The 19,145-nt window shown below is 47.9% G+C and carries 13 protein-coding genes; 5 read left to right on the plus strand and 8 right to left on the minus strand.

The window, feature by feature from the left end:
* Positions 1–140: 140 nt before the first annotated feature.
* Complete coding sequence (locus tag QUB68_RS26810; protein ID WP_332997970.1) at positions 141–1,115, minus strand: LysR family transcriptional regulator; 975 nt, start codon at positions 1,113–1,115, stop codon at positions 141–143.
* 728 nt (positions 1,116–1,843) lie between these two features.
* Here QUB68_RS26810 and QUB68_RS26815 point away from each other — a divergent pair.
* The gene (locus QUB68_RS26815) at positions 1,844–5,239 is read left to right on the plus strand and encodes a sensor histidine kinase (protein ID WP_332997972.1); all 3,396 of its coding nucleotides are present in this window, start codon (positions 1,844–1,846) and stop codon (positions 5,237–5,239) included.
* Between the two features lie 401 nt (positions 5,240–5,640).
* Here QUB68_RS26815 and QUB68_RS26820 read toward each other — a convergent pair whose 3' ends face one another.
* Complete coding sequence (locus QUB68_RS26820) at positions 5,641–7,014, minus strand: HEAT repeat domain-containing protein (RefSeq protein WP_332997973.1); 1,374 nt, start codon at positions 7,012–7,014, stop codon at positions 5,641–5,643.
* Between the two features lie 245 nt (positions 7,015–7,259).
* Between QUB68_RS26820 and QUB68_RS26825 the strand changes: the two genes are divergently transcribed.
* The gene (locus QUB68_RS26825) at positions 7,260–8,129 is read left to right on the plus strand and encodes a lipid kinase (RefSeq protein ID WP_332997974.1); all 870 of its coding nucleotides are present in this window, start codon (positions 7,260–7,262) and stop codon (positions 8,127–8,129) included.
* Between the two features lie 185 nt (positions 8,130–8,314).
* Here the strand turns inward: QUB68_RS26825 and QUB68_RS26830 are convergent, their stop codons facing one another.
* From QUB68_RS26830 to hemW, 4 genes are all read right to left on the minus strand, one after another.
* A complete protein-coding gene (locus QUB68_RS26830; protein ID WP_332997976.1) occupies positions 8,315–9,868 on the minus strand; it encodes an FAD-dependent oxidoreductase in 1,554 nt (517 codons plus the stop codon).
* Positions 9,869–10,116: 248 nt separating this feature from the next.
* On the minus strand, positions 10,117–10,389 hold the full coding sequence (locus QUB68_RS26835; RefSeq protein WP_332997978.1) for a DUF1830 domain-containing protein: 273 nt from the start codon (positions 10,387–10,389) through the stop codon (positions 10,117–10,119).
* A gap of 102 nt (positions 10,390–10,491) precedes the next feature.
* The gene (locus QUB68_RS26840) at positions 10,492–10,752 is read right to left on the minus strand and encodes a hypothetical protein (protein ID WP_332997979.1); all 261 of its coding nucleotides are present in this window, start codon (positions 10,750–10,752) and stop codon (positions 10,492–10,494) included.
* Positions 10,753–10,978: 226 nt separating this feature from the next.
* Positions 10,979–12,346, minus strand: coding sequence for a radical SAM family heme chaperone HemW (gene hemW, locus QUB68_RS26845; protein WP_332997980.1), 1,368 nt, complete (start codon positions 12,344–12,346; stop codon positions 10,979–10,981).
* 374 nt (positions 12,347–12,720) lie between these two features.
* On the opposite strand from hemW, the gene QUB68_RS26850 reads away from it, so the two are divergent.
* Positions 12,721–13,800: a PIN/TRAM domain-containing protein gene (locus QUB68_RS26850; protein WP_332997982.1), complete on the plus strand. Its 1,080-nt coding sequence runs from the start codon at positions 12,721–12,723 to the stop codon at positions 13,798–13,800.
* A gap of 363 nt (positions 13,801–14,163) precedes the next feature.
* Positions 14,164–14,538 (plus strand): nuclear transport factor 2 family protein, encoded by a 375-nt coding sequence (locus QUB68_RS26855; RefSeq protein ID WP_332997983.1) that lies wholly within the window; start codon positions 14,164–14,166, stop codon positions 14,536–14,538.
* 197 nt (positions 14,539–14,735) lie between these two features.
* Here the strand turns inward: QUB68_RS26855 and QUB68_RS26860 are convergent, their stop codons facing one another.
* Positions 14,736–16,943 (minus strand): Tex family protein, encoded by a 2,208-nt coding sequence (locus QUB68_RS26860; protein ID WP_332997984.1) that lies wholly within the window; start codon positions 16,941–16,943, stop codon positions 14,736–14,738.
* A gap of 296 nt (positions 16,944–17,239) precedes the next feature.
* Here QUB68_RS26860 and QUB68_RS26865 point away from each other — a divergent pair, with 296 nt between their 5' ends.
* Positions 17,240–18,076: a Uma2 family endonuclease gene (locus QUB68_RS26865; protein ID WP_332997987.1), complete on the plus strand. Its 837-nt coding sequence runs from the start codon at positions 17,240–17,242 to the stop codon at positions 18,074–18,076.
* Between the two features lie 111 nt (positions 18,077–18,187).
* Here the strand turns inward: QUB68_RS26865 and QUB68_RS26870 are convergent, their stop codons facing one another.
* Complete coding sequence (locus tag QUB68_RS26870) at positions 18,188–19,144, minus strand: class II fructose-bisphosphate aldolase (RefSeq protein WP_332997988.1); 957 nt, start codon at positions 19,142–19,144, stop codon at positions 18,188–18,190.
* Between the last annotated feature and the right edge of the window lies 1 nt (position 19,145).

Below are 19,145 nucleotides of genomic sequence, written 5' to 3' on the forward strand. Positions count from 1 at the left end.
TGGGGATTGGTTATTTGTTATTTGTTATTTGTTATTTGTTATTTGTTATTTGTTATTTGTTATTAGAAAGAGAACAGACAACAGTCAACAGACAACAGACAACAGTCAACAGTCAACTGACAAACATGATAACTCGCGAATTAATTCCCTGATTTTCCTAGCTTGATAACATCAAATGGTGGCACAAATTCGCGTACTAATTGGCAGAAATGGGCGATGGGCGGAATTTGCATTCGATCGTGAGTTGTCACTAACACAACTTCGCGAGTCCAAGTCGGATCGGCCGCCAATTGACCGATCGCCGAAACCTTGGAATTTGCGCGCTCAAGAGCGATCGACCGAATTGCTAAAGTGCGATCGCCCGCAGCATCCATCAAAGCTGAATGCGGCAGCAAAGCAATCAATTCTCCCTGGCGCACCACACCCCGAAAAGCATCGAGAGTGTTGAGTTCCAAAACAGCATGAAGTTTAGCACCCATGCGTCCAAATTGCTCTTGCACCATCCGCTGCATTCCGTAACCGTCCTTAAACACCACTTGCGGGTAACAAATCAATTCCGGCCAAGGTACTCGATCGTACTGGGCAAGGGGATGATTCGCCGCCATCAAAACCTCGATCGGCTCATTGTAGAGCACCTCAACCAACATTTCCGGGGCTTGAGTAAAATAGCGGTTGTTCATAACCACTGCGATGTCCACCAAACCATCTTTGAGAACTTTCAGAGCTCGATCGCTCCCCAGAGAAGTCACCCGCAACTGCACTTCAGGATAGTCGCGGCAAAACTTTTGCAGCACAGGCGGCAAATAAGCAGCGCAAACCGAGTGAATCGCAGCCACGCAAAGTTCCGGCTGCTTTCCCGCCAGCAAGTCTCCCAATTCTTCAGCAGCATTTCGCCAAGTCTGACAGATTTTGCGAGCGTGAGGTAACAGGCGTTCCCCTCCCACAGTCAGCTTGGCGTGGGCGGTGCGGTGAAACAGCGACAAACCCACTTCCGCTTCAAGTCCCTGCACTTGACGGCTAATAGTCGATTGGGTAACGCCGCACTTTCGGGCCGCTTGCTGAAAGCTACCAGTTTCAGCAACTGAAAGAAATGCTTGAAGCTGCTCTAAGCGCATGGATGTTTAATTCGAGATGGTTTGAGAAATTTTACTGGGAGATCATCAGAGACATTAACCGATTTATTAGAATAATTTAGTAGACTTTGATACAGTACAGATTAGTTTTGATTCCCGGGCGAGACGCAGGGATGCTTGGCTGTAGGAATCAATTTGCGATCGGCAGGATTTCTGATGGTCAAACTAGAGCTCTCTTCTCATATTTTGAATATATTTATGAATCTGCAATTTTAGCAAAAACCTGATTCAATCCAGATGAGTTGCTCCAACTTGGCCAGCTTGTCACCGGCTTGAATCAAATTTACAGTGGTAATCGCTGGCTGGCTGGCGTTAATTTTCGGTCTTGTCTCTCTATTTTATTACCTTAATAAATAGGATTTAATTTCCTACTTTATGCAGCATGAAAGAAGCAATAAGTCCGATAGAAGTCGGAAGAAGGCATGAAAGACTTCGCTCGATGTAAAAATAAGTCCGATGGCAGTCGAAAGAAGGCATGAAATACTTCGCTCGATGTAAAAATAACGAAGAAGGCAGTCGGAAGAAGAAAAAGAACAAGAAAGAAGCAATCTTCCGCAAGGGTTCCAGCAATTGAAAACGTCCTAACCGTCAGGGCGGTTTCTATGTTTTGGGTTTTTTTGTGTATAAACTAGGAATGAGCGGGTCAGCAACACAAGTGCAAGTAGGAACGATCGCACAGGAAAGCCGAAATGCTGCAATTTCTTAAGATTATGTCATTTAACCACAATTTTATTCCCCAAGGTGGATTTGAAGACTGGCCACCGCAGTGGATGGGACTGCACGCACTTAGCGATTTGTTAATTGCCTTGGCTGATTGCTCAATTCCAGCGATGCTGATCTACTTTGCCGTGAAACAGCGCTCCGTGCCTGTGAGCAAGGCTTTTATCCTGTTGGGCGCCTGGTTTTTTTGCAGCGGCACAACTCACCTGATGCAAGTTTGGATGTTGGTATATCCCAGCTACGGACTCTCAAGTTTCCTCGCTGCCGTTACCGCTGTCATTTCTGTCTGGGCTGTAGCGGAAATCATGCCTTCGATTTCTCAATTGTTCGCTGCGCCTGGGGCGACACAATTAGCAGCAAATACAGGGCTGGAAACTGAAAAGGTCGATCGACCGCAAGCCAGCTCTGCCATTAAACACCCAGCCGCATCCCCCGCCACCGAACTCCAGCCAATTAACCAGCAATTGCTAGCAGAAACAGCGCAGCGCGAGGGAGTCGAGGAATTATTGCTGGAAACTGCCAACAAACTGCAAGCCAGCGAAGAACGCTTTCGCGCTTTTCAGGAATTATCCCTAGACGGATTTAACGTGTTCCGCAGCATTCGTGATGGCGACACAATTGTGGATTTTGAATGGGAATACGTCAATCCCGCAGCGGCAAAAATCCAACAGAGCACCCCGGGCGAATTAATCGGCAAGCGATTGCTGCAAGTAATGCCTGGTCATCAAGATAGCGGTTTGTTCGACCGTTATGTGCAAGTTGTAGAAACAGGAATTCCCCTCGATACCGAGATTTCTTACAACAGCGAAGGCCTTGTCGGCTGGTTTCGGATTATGACAGTTAAATTGGGCGACGGCATTGCTATTTCTTTTAGCGATGTTACTGGGCGCAAGCAAGTAGAAGCATCCCTGCGCGACGCACTACAAAAACTCACTTTTCATTTTGAAAATACGCCCCTAGCGGTGATTGAGTGGGATGAAAAGTGTCGCATCAGCGGGTGGTCGCCGGCTGCTGAGAAGATTTTTGGGTGGAAGGCAACAGAAGTTTTAGGCAAGCATTATAGCGAGTGGAATTTTATTGGTGACGGCGATGTTGAAGATGTAGAATCGGCTATTTGTAGTTTAAAAAACCAACAAACTCGGTGCAATGTAGTTCGCAATAGCAATTATGATAAGTCGGGTGCGCTGGTACATTGCGAGTGGTACAATTCGGCTTTTTACAGCGATTCGGGACAGTTGATATCGGTGCTGTCTCTGGTTTTGGACGTGACGGAAGGCTTTAATGTTATGGAAGTGCTGCGACAGTCTGAAGAGCGGTTTCGGATTGCGGCAGAAAGTGCCAGCGATTTGATTTACGAATGGGATATCGAGACCGGTATCGTGCTGTGGTTCGGTCACATTGACGAACTTTTGGAGTACGAAAAAGGCGGATTTCCGAGGACGAGAGCAGCTTGGAACACTATCTTGCACCCGATCGACCGATATCGAGTCCAGGCCGCGGTCGATCGGTATTTGAGCGCGCCAGACAGTTCTGCCGCTCCATTTTTTCAGGAATACCGCGTGCAGTGTCAGGGCGGCGGCTTGCTCTACTGGATCGATCGAGGCAAAGCAGTGCTTGACTCTCAAGGCAATCCGTGGAGATGGATCGGCGCGATCAGCGACATCAGCGATCGCAAAGCAGCCGAAGAACAGCGGAATCAGGCTTTGGCGCGGGAACAGGCCGCCCGCCACGAAGCCGAAGCCAGCGAACAGATTTACCGCGTCCTGGCTGAAGCCATCCCGCAAATAGTTTGGACTGCCAGAGCAGACGGCTGGCTCGACTACTACAACCAGCGCTGGTTTGAATATACCGGCTTGACCCTAGAAGAAACTCAAGGCTGGGGGTGGCAGCCAATTTTGCATCCAGATGACGTGGAAAATTGCCTAGAACGCTGGAATTACTCGGTGCAGACGGGGGAGACTTACGAGGTGGAATACCGCTTTAAACGCGCATCTGACGGGGCTTACCGCTGGCATTTGGGGCGGGCAATGCCCGTGCGGGACGCTGAGGGGAAAATCCTCAAGTGGTTCGGCACTTGTACTGATATTGACGATCGCCAGCGATCGGCCCAAACAGCCTATTTCCGCGCCCGAGCTTTGGCTTTGCTGTCGTCGGCTTCCCTGGATTACCAGGAGGCGCTGCAAGGTTTGGCAGATTTAGCAGTGCCGGGACTGGGAGATTGGTGCTGCGTGCATTTAATCGAGGCCGACGGCTCGATCGGCTTGCAAGCAGTTGCTCACTCAGATCCGAGCAAAGTCGCTCTGCTGTGGCAAATCGACCGCCGCTTGCCCGTAGACCCCCACGGACGCCACGGAGTCGCCAAGGTGCTGCGGACTGGGGAGTCGAAGCTCTACCCAGAAATACCGAATTGGGCGATCGAGGCCGTTGTACCGGACAAGGAACTGCTGGAAGTGCTGCGCTCCCAGGCCCCGCTATCGGCAATCTGCGTGCCGCTGATCGCTCGCGGGCGGACGCTGGGAGCGATTTCGCTGCTGTACGGGGAGTCTGGCCGCCGCTGTGGGCAGGGCGATTTGGTTTTGCTCTCGGATTTGGCGCGGGATGCGGCGGTGGCGATCGACAATGCGCGGCTCTACCGGGAAGCAGCCGAAGCCAACCGGATTAAAGACGAGTTTTTGGCAACGCTTTCTCACGAGTTGCGGACGCCTCTAAACGCGGTGGTGGGCTGGGCTCAGATGCTGCGGCAGCGCAAGTTGAGCGCCGAAAAAACGGCTGTGGCTTTGGAGACTATCGAGCGCAACGGGCGGTTGCAGACTCAGATGATTGAGGATTTGCTGGACGTTTCCCGGATTGTGAGCGGTAAAGTTTGTTTGAAGCTGTGCCCGGTGGATTTGGTGCGGATTGTAGAAACCGCCGTCAAGGCCCTCGCCCCAGATGCTGAAACTCGGGGAGTTGAATTGGCGATTGTTGGCGGCGAAGGGGTGAGCGCCTTGAGGGGCGATGCTACTCGTTTGCAGCAGGTGGTGTGGAATTTGGTCTCGAATGCGATTAAGTTTACGCCGCCCGGAGGTCGCGTGGAAATCAGGCTCTCGGAGGATGGGGAATCGCGATCGGCTGGTAGTGCCATGTTGTCTCTGTCTCCGGTTCACTCTGTGGCGATCGCCGTCAGCGATACGGGAATTGGCATCAGCAAGGAGTTTTTGCCGTTTGTGTTCGATCGCTTCCGCCAAGCTGATAGCAGTTCTACGCGCAATTACGGCGGGCTGGGACTCGGATTGGCGATCGTCCGCCATCTCGTGGAACTGCACGGCGGCACTGTCTGGGCAGAAAGTGCCGGCATAGGACTCGGCTCGACTTTCGGAGTGCGATTGCCGATTGAACAGAGGTAAATTTTATATAAACGAGGTAAATTTTATATAAACGTAGATCAAACGGCGGTTGAAACCGCGTCTACACATACAAAACCCGTCTCCGCGGGTTCAAGAGTGTCCGGTTGAAATTACGTTATCCTCTCTTAGTCCGCGCACCATCCGGACATCGTTTGTGTAGGCGCGAATTCCATTCGCCGTCTTTTCTTAATTCTGCTTTTCTTAATTCTCCTACCATTCTTGCAGGGCGATCGCAATTCCCTGATAAAGATCAGACGGCGGTTGAAACCGCGTCTACACATACAAAACCCGGATGGTGCGCGGGTTGAAGAGTGTCCGGTTAAAATTACGTTATTTTCTCTTAGTCCGCGCACCATCCGGACATCGTTTGTGTAGGCGCGAATTCCATTCGCCGTCTTCTCTTAATTGTCCTGCCATTCTTGCAGGGATCTCGCAATTCCCTGTTTCAATCTTGGTTCGAGACTTTCTTGCTTGACTAAACTTTCTAATTGCTGCCGCACCCCGCCCCCACCCAGCCGTTTGAGCGCTGCCGTGCAGTGCAGCCTGACACTATTGTCGCCGTATGCTAACAGTTGAATCAACACATCTAGCGCTCTGATATCTCCTAATTGTCCTAACGCTAAAGCTAAAGATTGTTTGATTTGGGCCGACTGCACGGCGGGATGATTGCCCTCTAGCAAATCGATCGCAATTTCAGCAGCTTTGGTTTTTAATTCCGGCTTTTCCACTCGCCCTAAAACAGTGACAATCTCTTGACAAACAACAGAATTAATGTTATGATATTGCAAATTTTCGTCAGCAGTTAGCACTGGATGAGTATTTGTCAATTCGCCCGGTTCTGCGTTGACAGCCGATCGCCCGATCAGCGCTGTTTGCAAATATTCTAAAGCGACTGCGGTTTCGCTCCAGATCAGGGCGCGCACGGTTTCGATTTGCAATTCTACGGGAGTTGCGGGCGATCGCAGCAATTCAAATAAAGCCGCCGCCGCCGCATCGGTTTTCAATCGCCCAAGAGCGATCGCAGATTCCTGACAAACTTCTAAACGGATATCCCAAAGCAAAGGTTTGAGCAAATTAACTAAATCTAATTCTGCATCTAAATAAGCGCGCACTCCCAGAGCTCGCACAGCTTCTTTTCTGACTGCTGTCGCCGGATCTGTGAGTGCTGCGATCAGTATCGGCGGGATGCGGGAGTCGTCGTGAAAGCTGCTCAGCGCCTCGATTGCGTGCGCGCGCACCGCAACTTGAGAGTCTGTGACTACGCTCAACAGCGGTGCGATAATTTCCGGGCGCCGAATTTGGGCGAGGGCTGCTGTTGCAAACTGTCGCGAGTCTTGCTGCTGTAGGAGATTTGCGAGGGATTCTATGGCCCTCGGGCCGAAATTGGCTAGGGTTTCTGCCGCGATTTGGCTCAATTCTTCATCGGAATTGTTGACCAATTTTACTAAAGCTTGCATCACTTCCGGGCAATCGAACTTTCCGAGAATGCGGGCTGCAAACCACCGGGGCTCTGTGTCTGCGTCTTCGTCTTCGAGCAAGGCGATTAAAGGTGCGATCGCGCCATCTCCCAGATTAGGCAATACTTTAGCAATTTCCCAGCGGTCTTGAAAATCCCCCCATTCCAAGGCTTGTATTGCTAAACTGACAGCTTGCTCTAAAATCTGTTCTTCCGGCTGCTGACTGCGGTTGGCTGTCACTTGCTGCAAGCATTCGACTAAAAGAGACCAGTTTTGGCGATCGGCAGCGGCTTGGGCTTGTTCTAAAATATTAGACATAATTTTAATTTAGCTTCAAGAAGGTAGATGACAGCTAGCAGAGAATGCGAGATACTTTTCAGCAATCTTTTGCTACAATTATGAATTATTTTAGATAATTGTCAATCCATCACCTGTGGTAAAATGTAATTAAAGCATTAAATTCATGCACTTAAGTCATCTACCTGTAATATTGTTAATTACCAATCACCTTTTTCCCCATTACCAATTACCCATTACCAATTAACTTTTTCCCCCATTACCACATGAAAAAAGCTCTGTTTTTAGTAAACCAGCACTCCCGAAAAGGGCAAAAGCTATTATCCCAAGCCACGGTAGAATTGCAAGCACTGGGTTTTAAGTTAATTGTAGAATCTACAAACCATGCCGACGAACTTTCAGACACAATTCGGTACCACAAAAATCAAGTCGAATTAGTCATTATCGGCGGCGGCGACGGCACACTCAACTGCGCCATAGAAGGTTTGATTGACACGAAATTGCCCTTGGGTATTTTGCCCATGGGAACTGCTAACGATTTAGCCCGCACCCTGGAAATTCCGACAGATTTAGCCGCCGCTTGTCAAGTAATTGCCAGCGGAAAAGTTCGGCTCATAGACTTGGGTTGGGTAAACGGTCAGCATTTTTTTAATGTGGCGAGTTTGGGATTGAGCGTGGAAATTACCCAGCGGTTGACTAAAGATGTGAAGCAGCGCTGGGGAGTGTTAGCTTATGCTTTTACTGCTTTGCAAACAATTTTGGAATCGCGACCATTCAGAGCAGAAATTAAGGTAAATAACGAATCTTTTCATGTTAAAACTATTCAAATCGCCATTGGAAACGGCCGCTATTACGGCGGTGGCATGACAGTCGCCGAAGATGCCACAATCGACGACAGGCGACTAGATTTGTACAGTTTGGAAACAAAAAGCTGGTGGGAAATCATTGCTTTGCTGCCCGCTATGAGGCAAGGAAATCATAGCAGTTGGCCAAACGTTCGCGCCTTGCACGCTCAAGAAATTGAGGTATATACTAGCAAACGCCGTCGGATTAATACTGACGGCGAAATCACCACTCACACACCTGCAAAATTCCGAGTGATTCCCCAAGCTTTGGCAGTTATCGCTCCTGCATAAAGTAAAATAACTATTATAGCGGTTCTCAAAAAAGTGAGGATAGCCCATAGCCCTATGCCCATAGCCCTATGCTGGATAGTACCTCATATGAGAGCTCGAAAGGCTATATAAGTTTGTAGTGAGGACTTTATTCCTCAGAAAAAAGACCGGACTAAAGTCATTACTACGAACCAAATTACCGAGAATTAATAATCGCCTCCAGCGCCGTATTGCCACGCTTCAGCTAATCGGTGAATATAGTATTGCTGTTCAGGCGCTAATTTTTTAACCTGCGATTCTACCGCTTTCCCCAACGGCTGCAATCCCGTATAAATTCCTAAATTCACATAATGAACCATCCAATCCAGCAAATTAGCTATTCCCACCTGCGGGATAATTTTCATGACTAATCCCGGATGGCTAATTGCTGTTTTAAACAAAGTTTTTGACAAAGCCGGAAACAGCACAATATCCTGAAGAAACGGTTTGAGGACTGGTTCTCCCAACTCTTCCATTACCTGAAACACCGCAGCCAAAAGTTGATTGATTTGATCGGGGTCTAATTTCTGATTCATCGCAGCACTCATCGAACGCTGAAACAACCAGGTGACAGATAGATTCGGCTGGTACGGTTGCAAAAGTGCCAGGGAATTTTTGTCTAAACTTTCGCTAGTTAAAGCTTCGTCAATTCCCAGAGTCAAGCGTTTGAGGTGGCGCACCATGGCGCCGAAACCGCCGAAGCTGAGGGGCGATTGGCTGCCGCTGCTGTCTCCGACTGGGAGTATCCGATTCCAACCGGTTTTTAAAGGACTTTGGCGATAGCAGGGAAAAAAACCGTAGAGTGCTCTTCGGAATTTTAACTGTTCGAGTTCGATGTTTTGATATTGGGGCAGCAAGCGCAAATAATCTTCAAATAATGTTTCTAAACTGAATCTTTCTGTGTCGGCGTCGATGTAGGTAAATAAGTAAGTGGTGCGCCCGTCTCTGGCGGGAAATGCTTCCCAAAAGTATTGGCACTGATTTTGCATTGGGGTGAAGGATGCAAATATATCGCCAGTCTCGTTTTTGGGGTATCCTTGGGCGCAACTGCCGACTACTAAACATACGGCGTCGGGTTTTTTGCCTTGTCTTGCTTGGCGCACTATCGGCGAAAAATGTCCCATTGCATCTAATAATAATCGAGTTTTAAATAAATTGTTTTCGGTATTTTCGGATTCTACGATAACTCCGTTGGGGTGAATTGTTGCTGTTTTAAATGGTGTGTTTTCAAATAGTTTGCCTCCAGATTGAATGAATTTTTGTTTGAGGGTTTCGAGGAGGTAAACTGGATCGATTCCGATGTTGAGTACGTCGCGCACCCAAATGTCGGGGGTGTTGGTAAAGCTGATGCGGGCTGGGTTGTATTCGGTGGCTATTGCTTTGTCTATCTCAGCAGCCGTCAGCAATTTTAGTTCTAAGAAGGCGTCTAATTCTTTGCGAGAAATATTCCATTCTTGTTCGCGCCCCCGCAGGATGCCGCGTTCGAGTAAGGCTACTCGCCAACCCCGCACGGCTAAGGCTGTACCGATTAAGATTCCGAGGGTTCCGCCGCTGATAACTATGTCGAAGTCGAGGGTTTCTAGGGGTTGTTGGCTGTGGTTGACGGCTGCGGCTGTTGGTGCAGTGTTTTGTTTGAGGTTTTCCCAGAGTCGATCGACCTTTCGCAGGCCTCCAAGGGCATCTCCCGGCACTTGGGAGAGGATTTGTTCGGTGAGGGACATCGGGTTTTAAGATTGAACAGTGGTTGATTTTATATAATTTAGCTTATAAGCTGGTCTGCATTTAAATTTAACTTTTCGGGCGGGCAGGATGCCCACCCCACTTATTTTATTGAAATTCTTGTGGGGTGGGCTTCTAGCCCGCCCGAAATATACAATTTAAATACGCAACAGCTTAATCACACCGAAAAACCCGGTTTCTCAAAAAAACCGGGTTTCTCTTCCTCGTTGGTAAGTCTGGGGAATTATTTTCAATCAGCCGTGCTTAACTCTTCAACCCGCAGCCGATCGCACAAAATTCGCTCGCACACAATAGCACCCGTTTCCACACTCCTGCAAACTTCCAACTGAGCTTGTGGCAATGCTTCAAACAAAAAACGTTCCCCCGGAAACACCGTCCGCTCAAAATACCAATTAGGAATATTTGTAATCCGAGCAATTTGCACTTTGTTAGTCGTATTGAGATACCAACACAAAATGCGCGTATCACGTTCAGAAATTACCTCATTCATTGTCAAATTCATGTTTTTAAGTTGTTTGTGAAATTGTGCGATCCATCGACGACTGGCCTAAGCTTAATATAGCATATCGCCAGTTAAAAGCAAATTTTTTCTACATTATTTTGGTTAATTAATAAATGCCCCAGAGGAAACATTGGCGCCTTCCGCGTATTCCCAAGAAGGTGCAAAAGCCGGCATTGATAAAGTGCAAGATTTCCATCCTCCCCGCACAGGTGCGCTCAACAATTGACAGTGACCCACTGCACCTCTTTGCATCTTGTAGTGACCGCAAAATTTACATTTAGAAGTAGGATTGCAGCCGCGCTCGCTAATTACCAGATTGGGTTTGCTGTGAATATTGTTGCGTTCGAGAGTCAGAGTTTCCATCAAGATATTTTTTAAATCGTCACTCTCAAGTATGACAGCCGGATTTCAGTCGGTGCGTCTATCTTAAGGCTTAGTTTGCTTTTTAACTTTTCTTTAGGATCGATATAAAACATATCCTTTTTGACCGTATAAAGCTAGGGAGCGATTTAATTTGCTTCCAGTCGAATTGGCGGTCTCGGCTTTAGTGCCGATCGGCTTGCCTACGAATGTACTTCCTTAGACAGAGCTAATTATCCTCGCCTAACTTGCTGAACAAATCGGCTAAAATTGTATTGGAAAATAAAAAACCTTCAGGATCGCTCAACCTTAAATTTCCCGAGAGCGGCAGTTTCGCGCCTTCGCCCAAAGTGGCGTGAAGCGGAGCTATCCCGTAGGGAATCGCCCCAGCGTCAGTCACAATTTCCACCCATCGAAGCCGCAAGTAAGGCTGCAAACAATCCCAAATTTTATCAACCGTTTGCTGAGTAAACTTTTGAGTCAGCACCGACAGGCTAACTCCTGCTGCTAAACGCAAACCCAGCATCAGCGTTTCTAACAAAACATCATTTTCTGAGACTTGAAAATTTTGCTCGGTTTCTGGCTCAATATCCGGCTGAGTTTCCCCCTCCAGCTTTGGGGTAGCAGCAGAAATAACGGGAGAAAGATTTCGCACCCACTGATAATATTCCTGAGTTTTGCGAGGCCTTGTCACCCTCCGCCCTTGCACGTAACTCGCCGCCCCCATTCCCAAACCGTAATAAGGGCGATTTTCCCAATAAACGCTGTTGTGGCGGCACTGATAGCCGGGCCGAGCATAATTAGAAATCTCGTAATGTTCGTAACCGGCATCGGTCAAAATCGATCGCGCCAAACGGTACATAGCAGCAGCGGTTTCATCGGCTGGTAATGGCTGCGCGCCTGCTTCAAAGTAGCGCCCGAAAGCAGTTCCCTGTTCCACAATTAAGTCGTAACTCGACAGGTGAGTCGGGGCAATTTCCACCGCCGATTTTAGGGAAGTTTCCCACTGTGCTAAAGTTTGGTGCGGCAGTCCCGAAATTAAATCTAAACTGAAATTGACAATCCCAGCCGATCGCACTATTTCTACTGCTTCAAAAATTTCTGCTACCGAGTGCGATCGCCCGCAAGCTTGCAGCAATTCATCCTGAAAAGCTTGCGCTCCCAAACTAACTCGATTTACTCCCGCCGCTGCATATCCCCGCAACTGTTGTAAAGTAAACGTTCCCGGGTCAATTTCTATAGAAATTTCCGCCCCAGCAGCAATCCCAAATTTGCTGTCAACAGCCTCTAAAATCTGGCTCAACTGACTGACAGAAAGCAGCGAAGGCGTGCCGCCGCCAAAAAAAACTGTTTTCAGAGATGCGCCTAAATTTTCAGTAGCTTGAATTTCTTGACACAGGGCGGCAACGTATTGGACGATGGTGCCGGAATTTTCGCCATTTTTGCGATCGCCCACCACAAAAACCGGAAAATCGCAGTAGTAACAGCGGCGGCGACAAAAAGGTACGTGCAGGTAAGCCGAACTGGGAATTCCGGAATTTAATGGTTGCACGCTTTTTTTGAATTCAAATGTTAAATAATCTGTGGTAGGGTTCATTACATTTCCAGCCCAAAGTGTAAGTTCAAATCTAAAGTTTTAATTAAACCGTTATAAATAATTATGTATATTGTGACATTTTCTTAGCAAGAACGCGCTGCCAACGATCGGCTATTTTAGTTTGCCATCAACAGATATCGAGTGGTAGCAATTCCCGAACAGCCCACAGGGCGGTTTATTTGCACCTCGTGTCTGCTTTCGGGGGGGAACCCTAAATGCCGCGAAGCTCGATCGGATATCCCCCAAAGGGTACAAGCGCGAAATATAAGTTTATGAAAATTTCTGAGTAAAGATAGTGAGATCCGATCGCAACTAGGAAAAAACTATCAGCACAGGAAAGATATAATGTAAAAAAATTCATTAACCTAGAACTAATGCTAGACGCAATCATAATTATCTCATTCATTATCGCAGGCGGAGGCATCGGCTATTACGGAGTCGAACTCCTGCCGAACAACCTGCTGGAGCAAGTTACAAATATACAAGGTTTAAGCTCCGTACTCGGCTCGTTTGGAGCATTAATCGGCTTCGTACTCGGATTAGTGGCTCAAACAACCTACCGGCGGGTAGAAAAGCAAGTCGGCGATATGCCGGTGGAGATGCTGCTGACGCGGGCGATCGGTTTAATCATCGGACTGCTAGTAGCGAACTTAATGCTGGCTCCGCTGTTCTTACTGCCCATTCCCCCCGAGTTCGGCTTCATCAAACCCCTAGTCGCAGTTTTGGGTAGCGTGATGTTCGGCTTCACAGGCGTCAGCTTGACAGACACCCACGGCCGCGCTTTCTTGCGCCTGATCAACCCCAAAAGCTTAGACACAGTGTTGGTAGCCGAAGGAACTTTCAAACCAGCCTCTGCCAAAGTTGTCGATACAAGCTGCATTATTGACGGTCGGATTGAAAACCTACTAGAAACAGGTTTTCTCGAAGGTCAAATTATCATCCCACAATTCGTTCTCCAAGAACTACAACTGGTAGCTGATTCCGCCAACGATCAAAAACGAGTGCGCGGGCGTCGCGGCTTAGATATTCTCAACCGCATCAAAGAAACATATCCAGAACGGATTCAAATTCACTCGGCTGACTACGAAGATATCGCCACAGTCGATGCTAAATTAGTCCGCTTCGCTTTGGATATCGACGGCATTTTGCTCACCAACGATTACAACTTATCGAAAGTAGCTACCGTCCAAAAACTGCCGGTTTTGAATATCAACGATTTGACTCATGCAGTGCGCCCGACTTATTTGCCGGGAGATACGATCGAACTAAAAATCCGCAAAGAAGGCAAAGAACCGTCTCAGGGCATCGGTTACTTGGATGACGGCACAATGGTAGTAGTAGAAGCAGGTAGCAGCTACGTCGGCGCCGAAGCCCGAGTCGTAGTCACCAGCGCCCTACAAACTAGCGCAGGCCGCATGATTTTTGCCCGCCCTCAAGAGTCCGCTATTGCTTAAAACTTACAAACAATGGCCAGAGCAATTAGAATCAAATATTGCGATCGTTGTTCCCAATCTGCCCCGACTCTCTACCGCGCCCGGTATGACGAGTCGGGGCAGTGGTTTTTTTTGTGTCTTAAATGTTGGGAATCAGTAAGCAAAAATAATCCTTTCTACTTCTACGGCGGCACTTGGAAAGCTAACAAAAAAAAGTAATCAGCTTCTTCTTCTTTTCTCTTCCTTCGCGTACTTTGCGTCTAAGCGCTTCGCGCAGGCTACGCCAACGCGGTTCAATCATATCAATATTTAGAGTTGTGGGATGGGCCGGAGAACCTGTCCACAATTCTGTAGAATTTGTATAGAATCCATTTGAGATATTTTATGTTAAATCAACCTGCATCAGAAATCGAATTGTTACGCGCGACATACGCTGCTTTCAATGCGCGAGACATCAACGCCGCCCTCGCCCTCATGACTGCGGACGTGGCTTGGCCGCGAGCGTTCAAAGGCGGTTTTGTCCGTGGACATGAAGAAGTCCGCGCTTACTGGACGGAGCAATGGAGCGAGATCGATCCGCATGTGGAGCCGAGTGCCTTTCACCCAGAGGAGGGCGGGCGGATTTTGGTCGATGTGCACCAAGTCGTGCGCGATCTGGCTGGAACCGTGGTTGCTGATGAGCAGGTTGGTCATCGCTTCACCATCGATCGTGGCTTGATTCAAGTCATGGAGGTCTGTTCACTTCCATCGTCCAGCTAGGTCGCCTAACACTGCGCTCCGGTCACTGAGCTTGAGTCCGTTATGCAGCTAAATTTATAGCTTTGAGCGATCGCCCTAAAATATCTCAAATGGGTTCTATATAAAATCAACCAATGGCGATCGCATCTTCATACAATGTCGCGATCGCACAAATCAGACGGCGGTTTCAACCGCCCAGTCTTCTTTGGGCCCTAGTTTTAACGCCGGCGCGGACTCGGCAGCCGATTTGCGCTATTTTGCGGCTGCGGTTTTTCTTGCAGCTTCATCGTCAAACTCACCCGCTTTAACTTTTCATTCACCTCCAAAACCCGCACTTTCACAACTTGTCCGACTTTGACAATCTGATTTGGATCGTCCACGAAGCGATCGGCTAATTGAGAAACATGAACCAAACCATCTTGGTGCACTCCCACATCAACAAACGCTCCAAAGTTAGCTACATTCGTGATGATGCCTTCTAATTCCATCCCAACTAGCAAATCGGAGATTTCTTTAATTCCGGCTTGGAAAGTGGCATATTTAAACTCGGCGCGCGGGTCTCTTCCCGGTTTTTCGAGTTCGGAAATAATGTCTCGGAGTGTCGGTTCTCCGACTTTCTCGGTAACATATTTCTTGATATTGACGGTCTTGACTTTTTCTGAAATTTGTGTTATGTCGGTCAGGGGCAAACTTAAATCTTTGGCGATCGCCTGCACGACAGGATAACTTTCGGGATGAACTGCTGTATTGTCCAGCGGGTTTTCGCCGCCGCGAATGCGGAGAAATCCGGCTGCTTGTTCAAAAGCTTTCGGGCCGAGTTTGGGAACTTTCAACAGTTGGCGGCGATTTTTAAATGCACCGTTTTCGTTGCGGTAAGTGACGATATTTTTAGCAACTGTTGCTGTCATTCCCGATACAAATGTCAGCAGTTCTTTGGAGGCTGTGTTTAAGTCAACTCCGACATAGTTAACGCAGCTTTCGACTGTTTCGTCGAGTTTCTTTTTGAGCAGTTTTTGGTCAACGTCGTGCTGGTATTGACCGACTCCGATGGATTTTGGGTCAATTTTCACAAGTTCGGCTAAAGGGTCTTGCAAGCGCCTTCCGATGCTGACTGCGCCGCGAATTGTGATGTCGAGGTCGGGAAATTCGGCGATCGCCACATCACTCGCTGAATAAATCGATGCACCGGATTCATTCACCATGACTTTAATCGGTTTTCTGTCCATGTCTGCCAAAACTTCCGACACAAATTCGTCTGTTTCTCGGGAAGCTGTACCGTTGCCGATCGCAATTAATTCAATTTTATATTTTTCCAGCAAATGCTTGACCATTTTACCAGCTTGCTGACGCTGGCCGACCGCTTGGTGGGGAAAAATGGCTTGATATTCCAAAAACTGCCCGGTTTCATCGAGGGCGGAAACTTTGCACCCCGTGCGAAATCCCGGATCGATCGCCAGTGTCGGTTTCATTCCCGCCGGCGCCGACAGCAGCAACTCGCGGAGGTTGGTTTCAAAGGTGGCGATCGACTCGATGTCAGCGATGGCTTTGTTGTGCGATCGCACTTCCGTAATCAGCGAAGTCTTCATCAGGCGGTTGAAGGCATCCTTCAAGGTCGATCGATAAAACTCTTTAACTTCTGCTATCCTAGTTTTAATTTCTTGAGATTCCAAATAAGCCATCACCGCGGATTCATCAAACGCCAAATCTAAATCTAAAACCCCCTCCGTTTCCCCGCGAAACAGTGCTAACATATTGTGTGACTGAACATTTCTCGCTGCAACTTGATAACTGCGATACATCTCAAATTTAGTGCTGCCTTCCGGGAAATCAGCTTTAATTTTCGAGACAAAAACCCCAGTTTTCATCAAAAATTCTCGCAAATAAGCCCGCAATTCCGCTTTTTCCGAAACCGCTTCCGCCAAAATATCTCCAGCACCTTTGACAGCTTCTTCTGCTGTTTTCACGCCCTTTTCTTCCGAAATGTATTTGCTGGCTTCCGCTTCCATATCGGCAGGTTGAGCATTCGGCAAGTTCAGACACTTAATAAAAATTGCCAGGGGTTCTAAACCTTTTTCTCTAGCAATTGTCGCCCGCGTCCGCCGCTTCGGTTTGTAAGGCAGATACAAATCTTCAAGTTCGTTTTTTTGCAAGCACGACTCGATTTTAGCTTGCAATTCTTCCGTGAGTTTGTCCTGGGAGGCGATCGTATCTAAAATCGACTTTTTGCGGTCTTCGATTTCCGTCAAATAGGTGAAGCGATCGGAAATGTCCCGCAACTGAATTTCATTCAGCAAATCTGTACGTTCTTTGCGGTAGCGGGCAATAAACGGAATAGTTGCTCCCTCGGCGAAAAGTTCCAGAGCATTATTGACTTGGGAGAGATTGATGGAAAGTTCTTGAGCAATCAGTTGAGGAATGTTGAGCATAGTGCAGATTTTAGAGTCAATTGCTGGCAGTTAATAAAATATTTAAGAATTGCGCGAATTAAAAGGGAAATGAACCGCCTTCGTCGCAGAGGACTTTGAGAGAATTTTATCGATAGTCCTAAGTAGGTCATCGCCAAAAAAAACAATAGTATCTTGTAGGGGCGGGTTTAGCTAATAATCTCTGATACAAGCGAGAAGATGAAGGCAAAACCCGCCCTCTTTATCTTTATTTGTACCCATTTACTTAGCAGTATTAAAGTGATGTTAGCATAAATGCAGTCATTTCTCAATATTATATGTTTCCTTTTAAATATCCTGTGCCGCAAAGCGATCCGCCGCGATCGCCCAGAGAAACGCTGCCGACAATGTACGATTTACCAAGCGAAGACCCGGAGGAACCTGGTTTGCCGGACGAATTTCACGATTTGCAGCCGCAGTTATTAACCCTGGCGTTTCGCCCTCGGAATTATCAGGCTTCTGAGATATTTAGCGGCACCGACATGAACCTTTATTATGACGTGCAGCATCCTCTGTGGCACAAGCGCCCGGATTGGTTTGGTGTGGTGGGAGTTCCCCGACTGTACGATGGAGCTGAACTGCGGATGAGTTACGTTACTTGGCAGGAAGGCGTGAATCCTTTTGTAATTGTAGAACTGCTTTCGCCGGGAACAGAAAAAGAAGATTTAGGCGAAAATATCGATGAGGAAAATTTGCCAACTCAGCCGAATGCTGCGGGTAACGGGCAAGTTTTACAGCCGGAGATGAAGGAGAAACCGCCCAGTAAATGGGAGGTTTACGAGCAAATTTTGCGGGTTCCTGTTTATGCTGTTTTCAGCCGCTATACTAACAGGTTGCGAGTGTTTGCATTGAATGCCGGACGCTATCAAGAATTAGAATTATCTGACTCGCGAGTGTGGATTGCTGATCTAAGTTTGGGCTTGGGTTTGTGGCAAGGCGAGTTTCAGGGAATCGATCGCCTGTGGTTACGCTGGTATGATGTTGATGGCAATTGGATTCTGACTGAAGCGGAACAGCAACGGCAGCGGGCTGATTCAGCGGAAGCTCAATTGCAGTCTTTAATTCTGCGGCTGCGGGAATCTGGCATAGATCCCGATCGATTTTTAAACCCTTAGAAAGGACGGCGGTTGAAACCAGGTTTACACAAACGAAGATGGGACGTACGGTTGAAACCGCGTCTACACAAACAAAGTCCACCTCCGTGGACTGAAGAAGATAACGTAATTTTAACCCGCGAAGGCGGGTTTTGTTTGTATAGAAGCGGTTTCAACCGCCCGGTTTTCTTGTTTATTGCTGACACTATTTGCGGTAAATCCTTCCGCATAAGGCGACTGATGCAAATAAGCCTTACCCGCAGAACCGAAAAGTTGTAGTTTGCCACAAATCACCGATCGCATAGCAGCGATCGCCTTTTCCATAACTTCCAACAAATCCGGATCAGACAAAGAACTGCTAGTTTTCAAAACATCCATATAAGCATCACGAACTTCTGTATTCACATTAAACTTAGAGACACCTAATTTAATAGATTGATTAATCATTGATTCCGGCAAACCGCTAGCGCCGTGCAACACTAACGGCACCGAAACAGAAGCCCGGATTTTTGCCAAACGCGGGAAATCGAGTTTCGGTTCGCTGAAATATTTGCCATGAACGTTGCCAATTGTCACCGCTAAAAAATCCACCTTAGTTGCTTGAATAAACTCGACTGCTTCGACTGGATCGGTCATTTTTGCCGCTTTTTCTTCGATTGTCAAACCGTCTTCCGTGCCGCTAATTCTGCCGATTTCTGCTTCAACTACCGCACCGTTAGCGTGGGATAGTTCAGTCATTTCGCGCGTAAAAATTAAGTTTTGTTCGTAAGACAAAGGAGAACCGTCTGCCATGATTGACTTGATACCGGCGGCTAGGGCGAGGTGAATGTCTTTTTCTGAGGTGCTGTGATCTAAGTGTACTGCGATCGGCACTAAAGACTTGCGCGCGGCTTCCATGCAAAGCGCGACTAAAGGCGATTTACCGTATTTGAGGGCGCTGGGGTGAAGTTGCAGCATCGCAGGACTTTGCAGCGCTTCGGCGGCCTCGATGACGGCTTTTACTCCTTCGAGATTGTACACGTTAAAAGCGCCGATCGCATAAGCGTTTCTCCGGGCCGTGTTCAGCAATTCGCTAGTTGAGGCGAGCATA

The sequence above is a fragment of the Microcoleus sp. A006_D1 genome (assembly GCF_036702805.1).
GTDB lineage: Bacteria > Cyanobacteriota > Cyanobacteriia > Cyanobacteriales > Microcoleaceae > Microcoleus.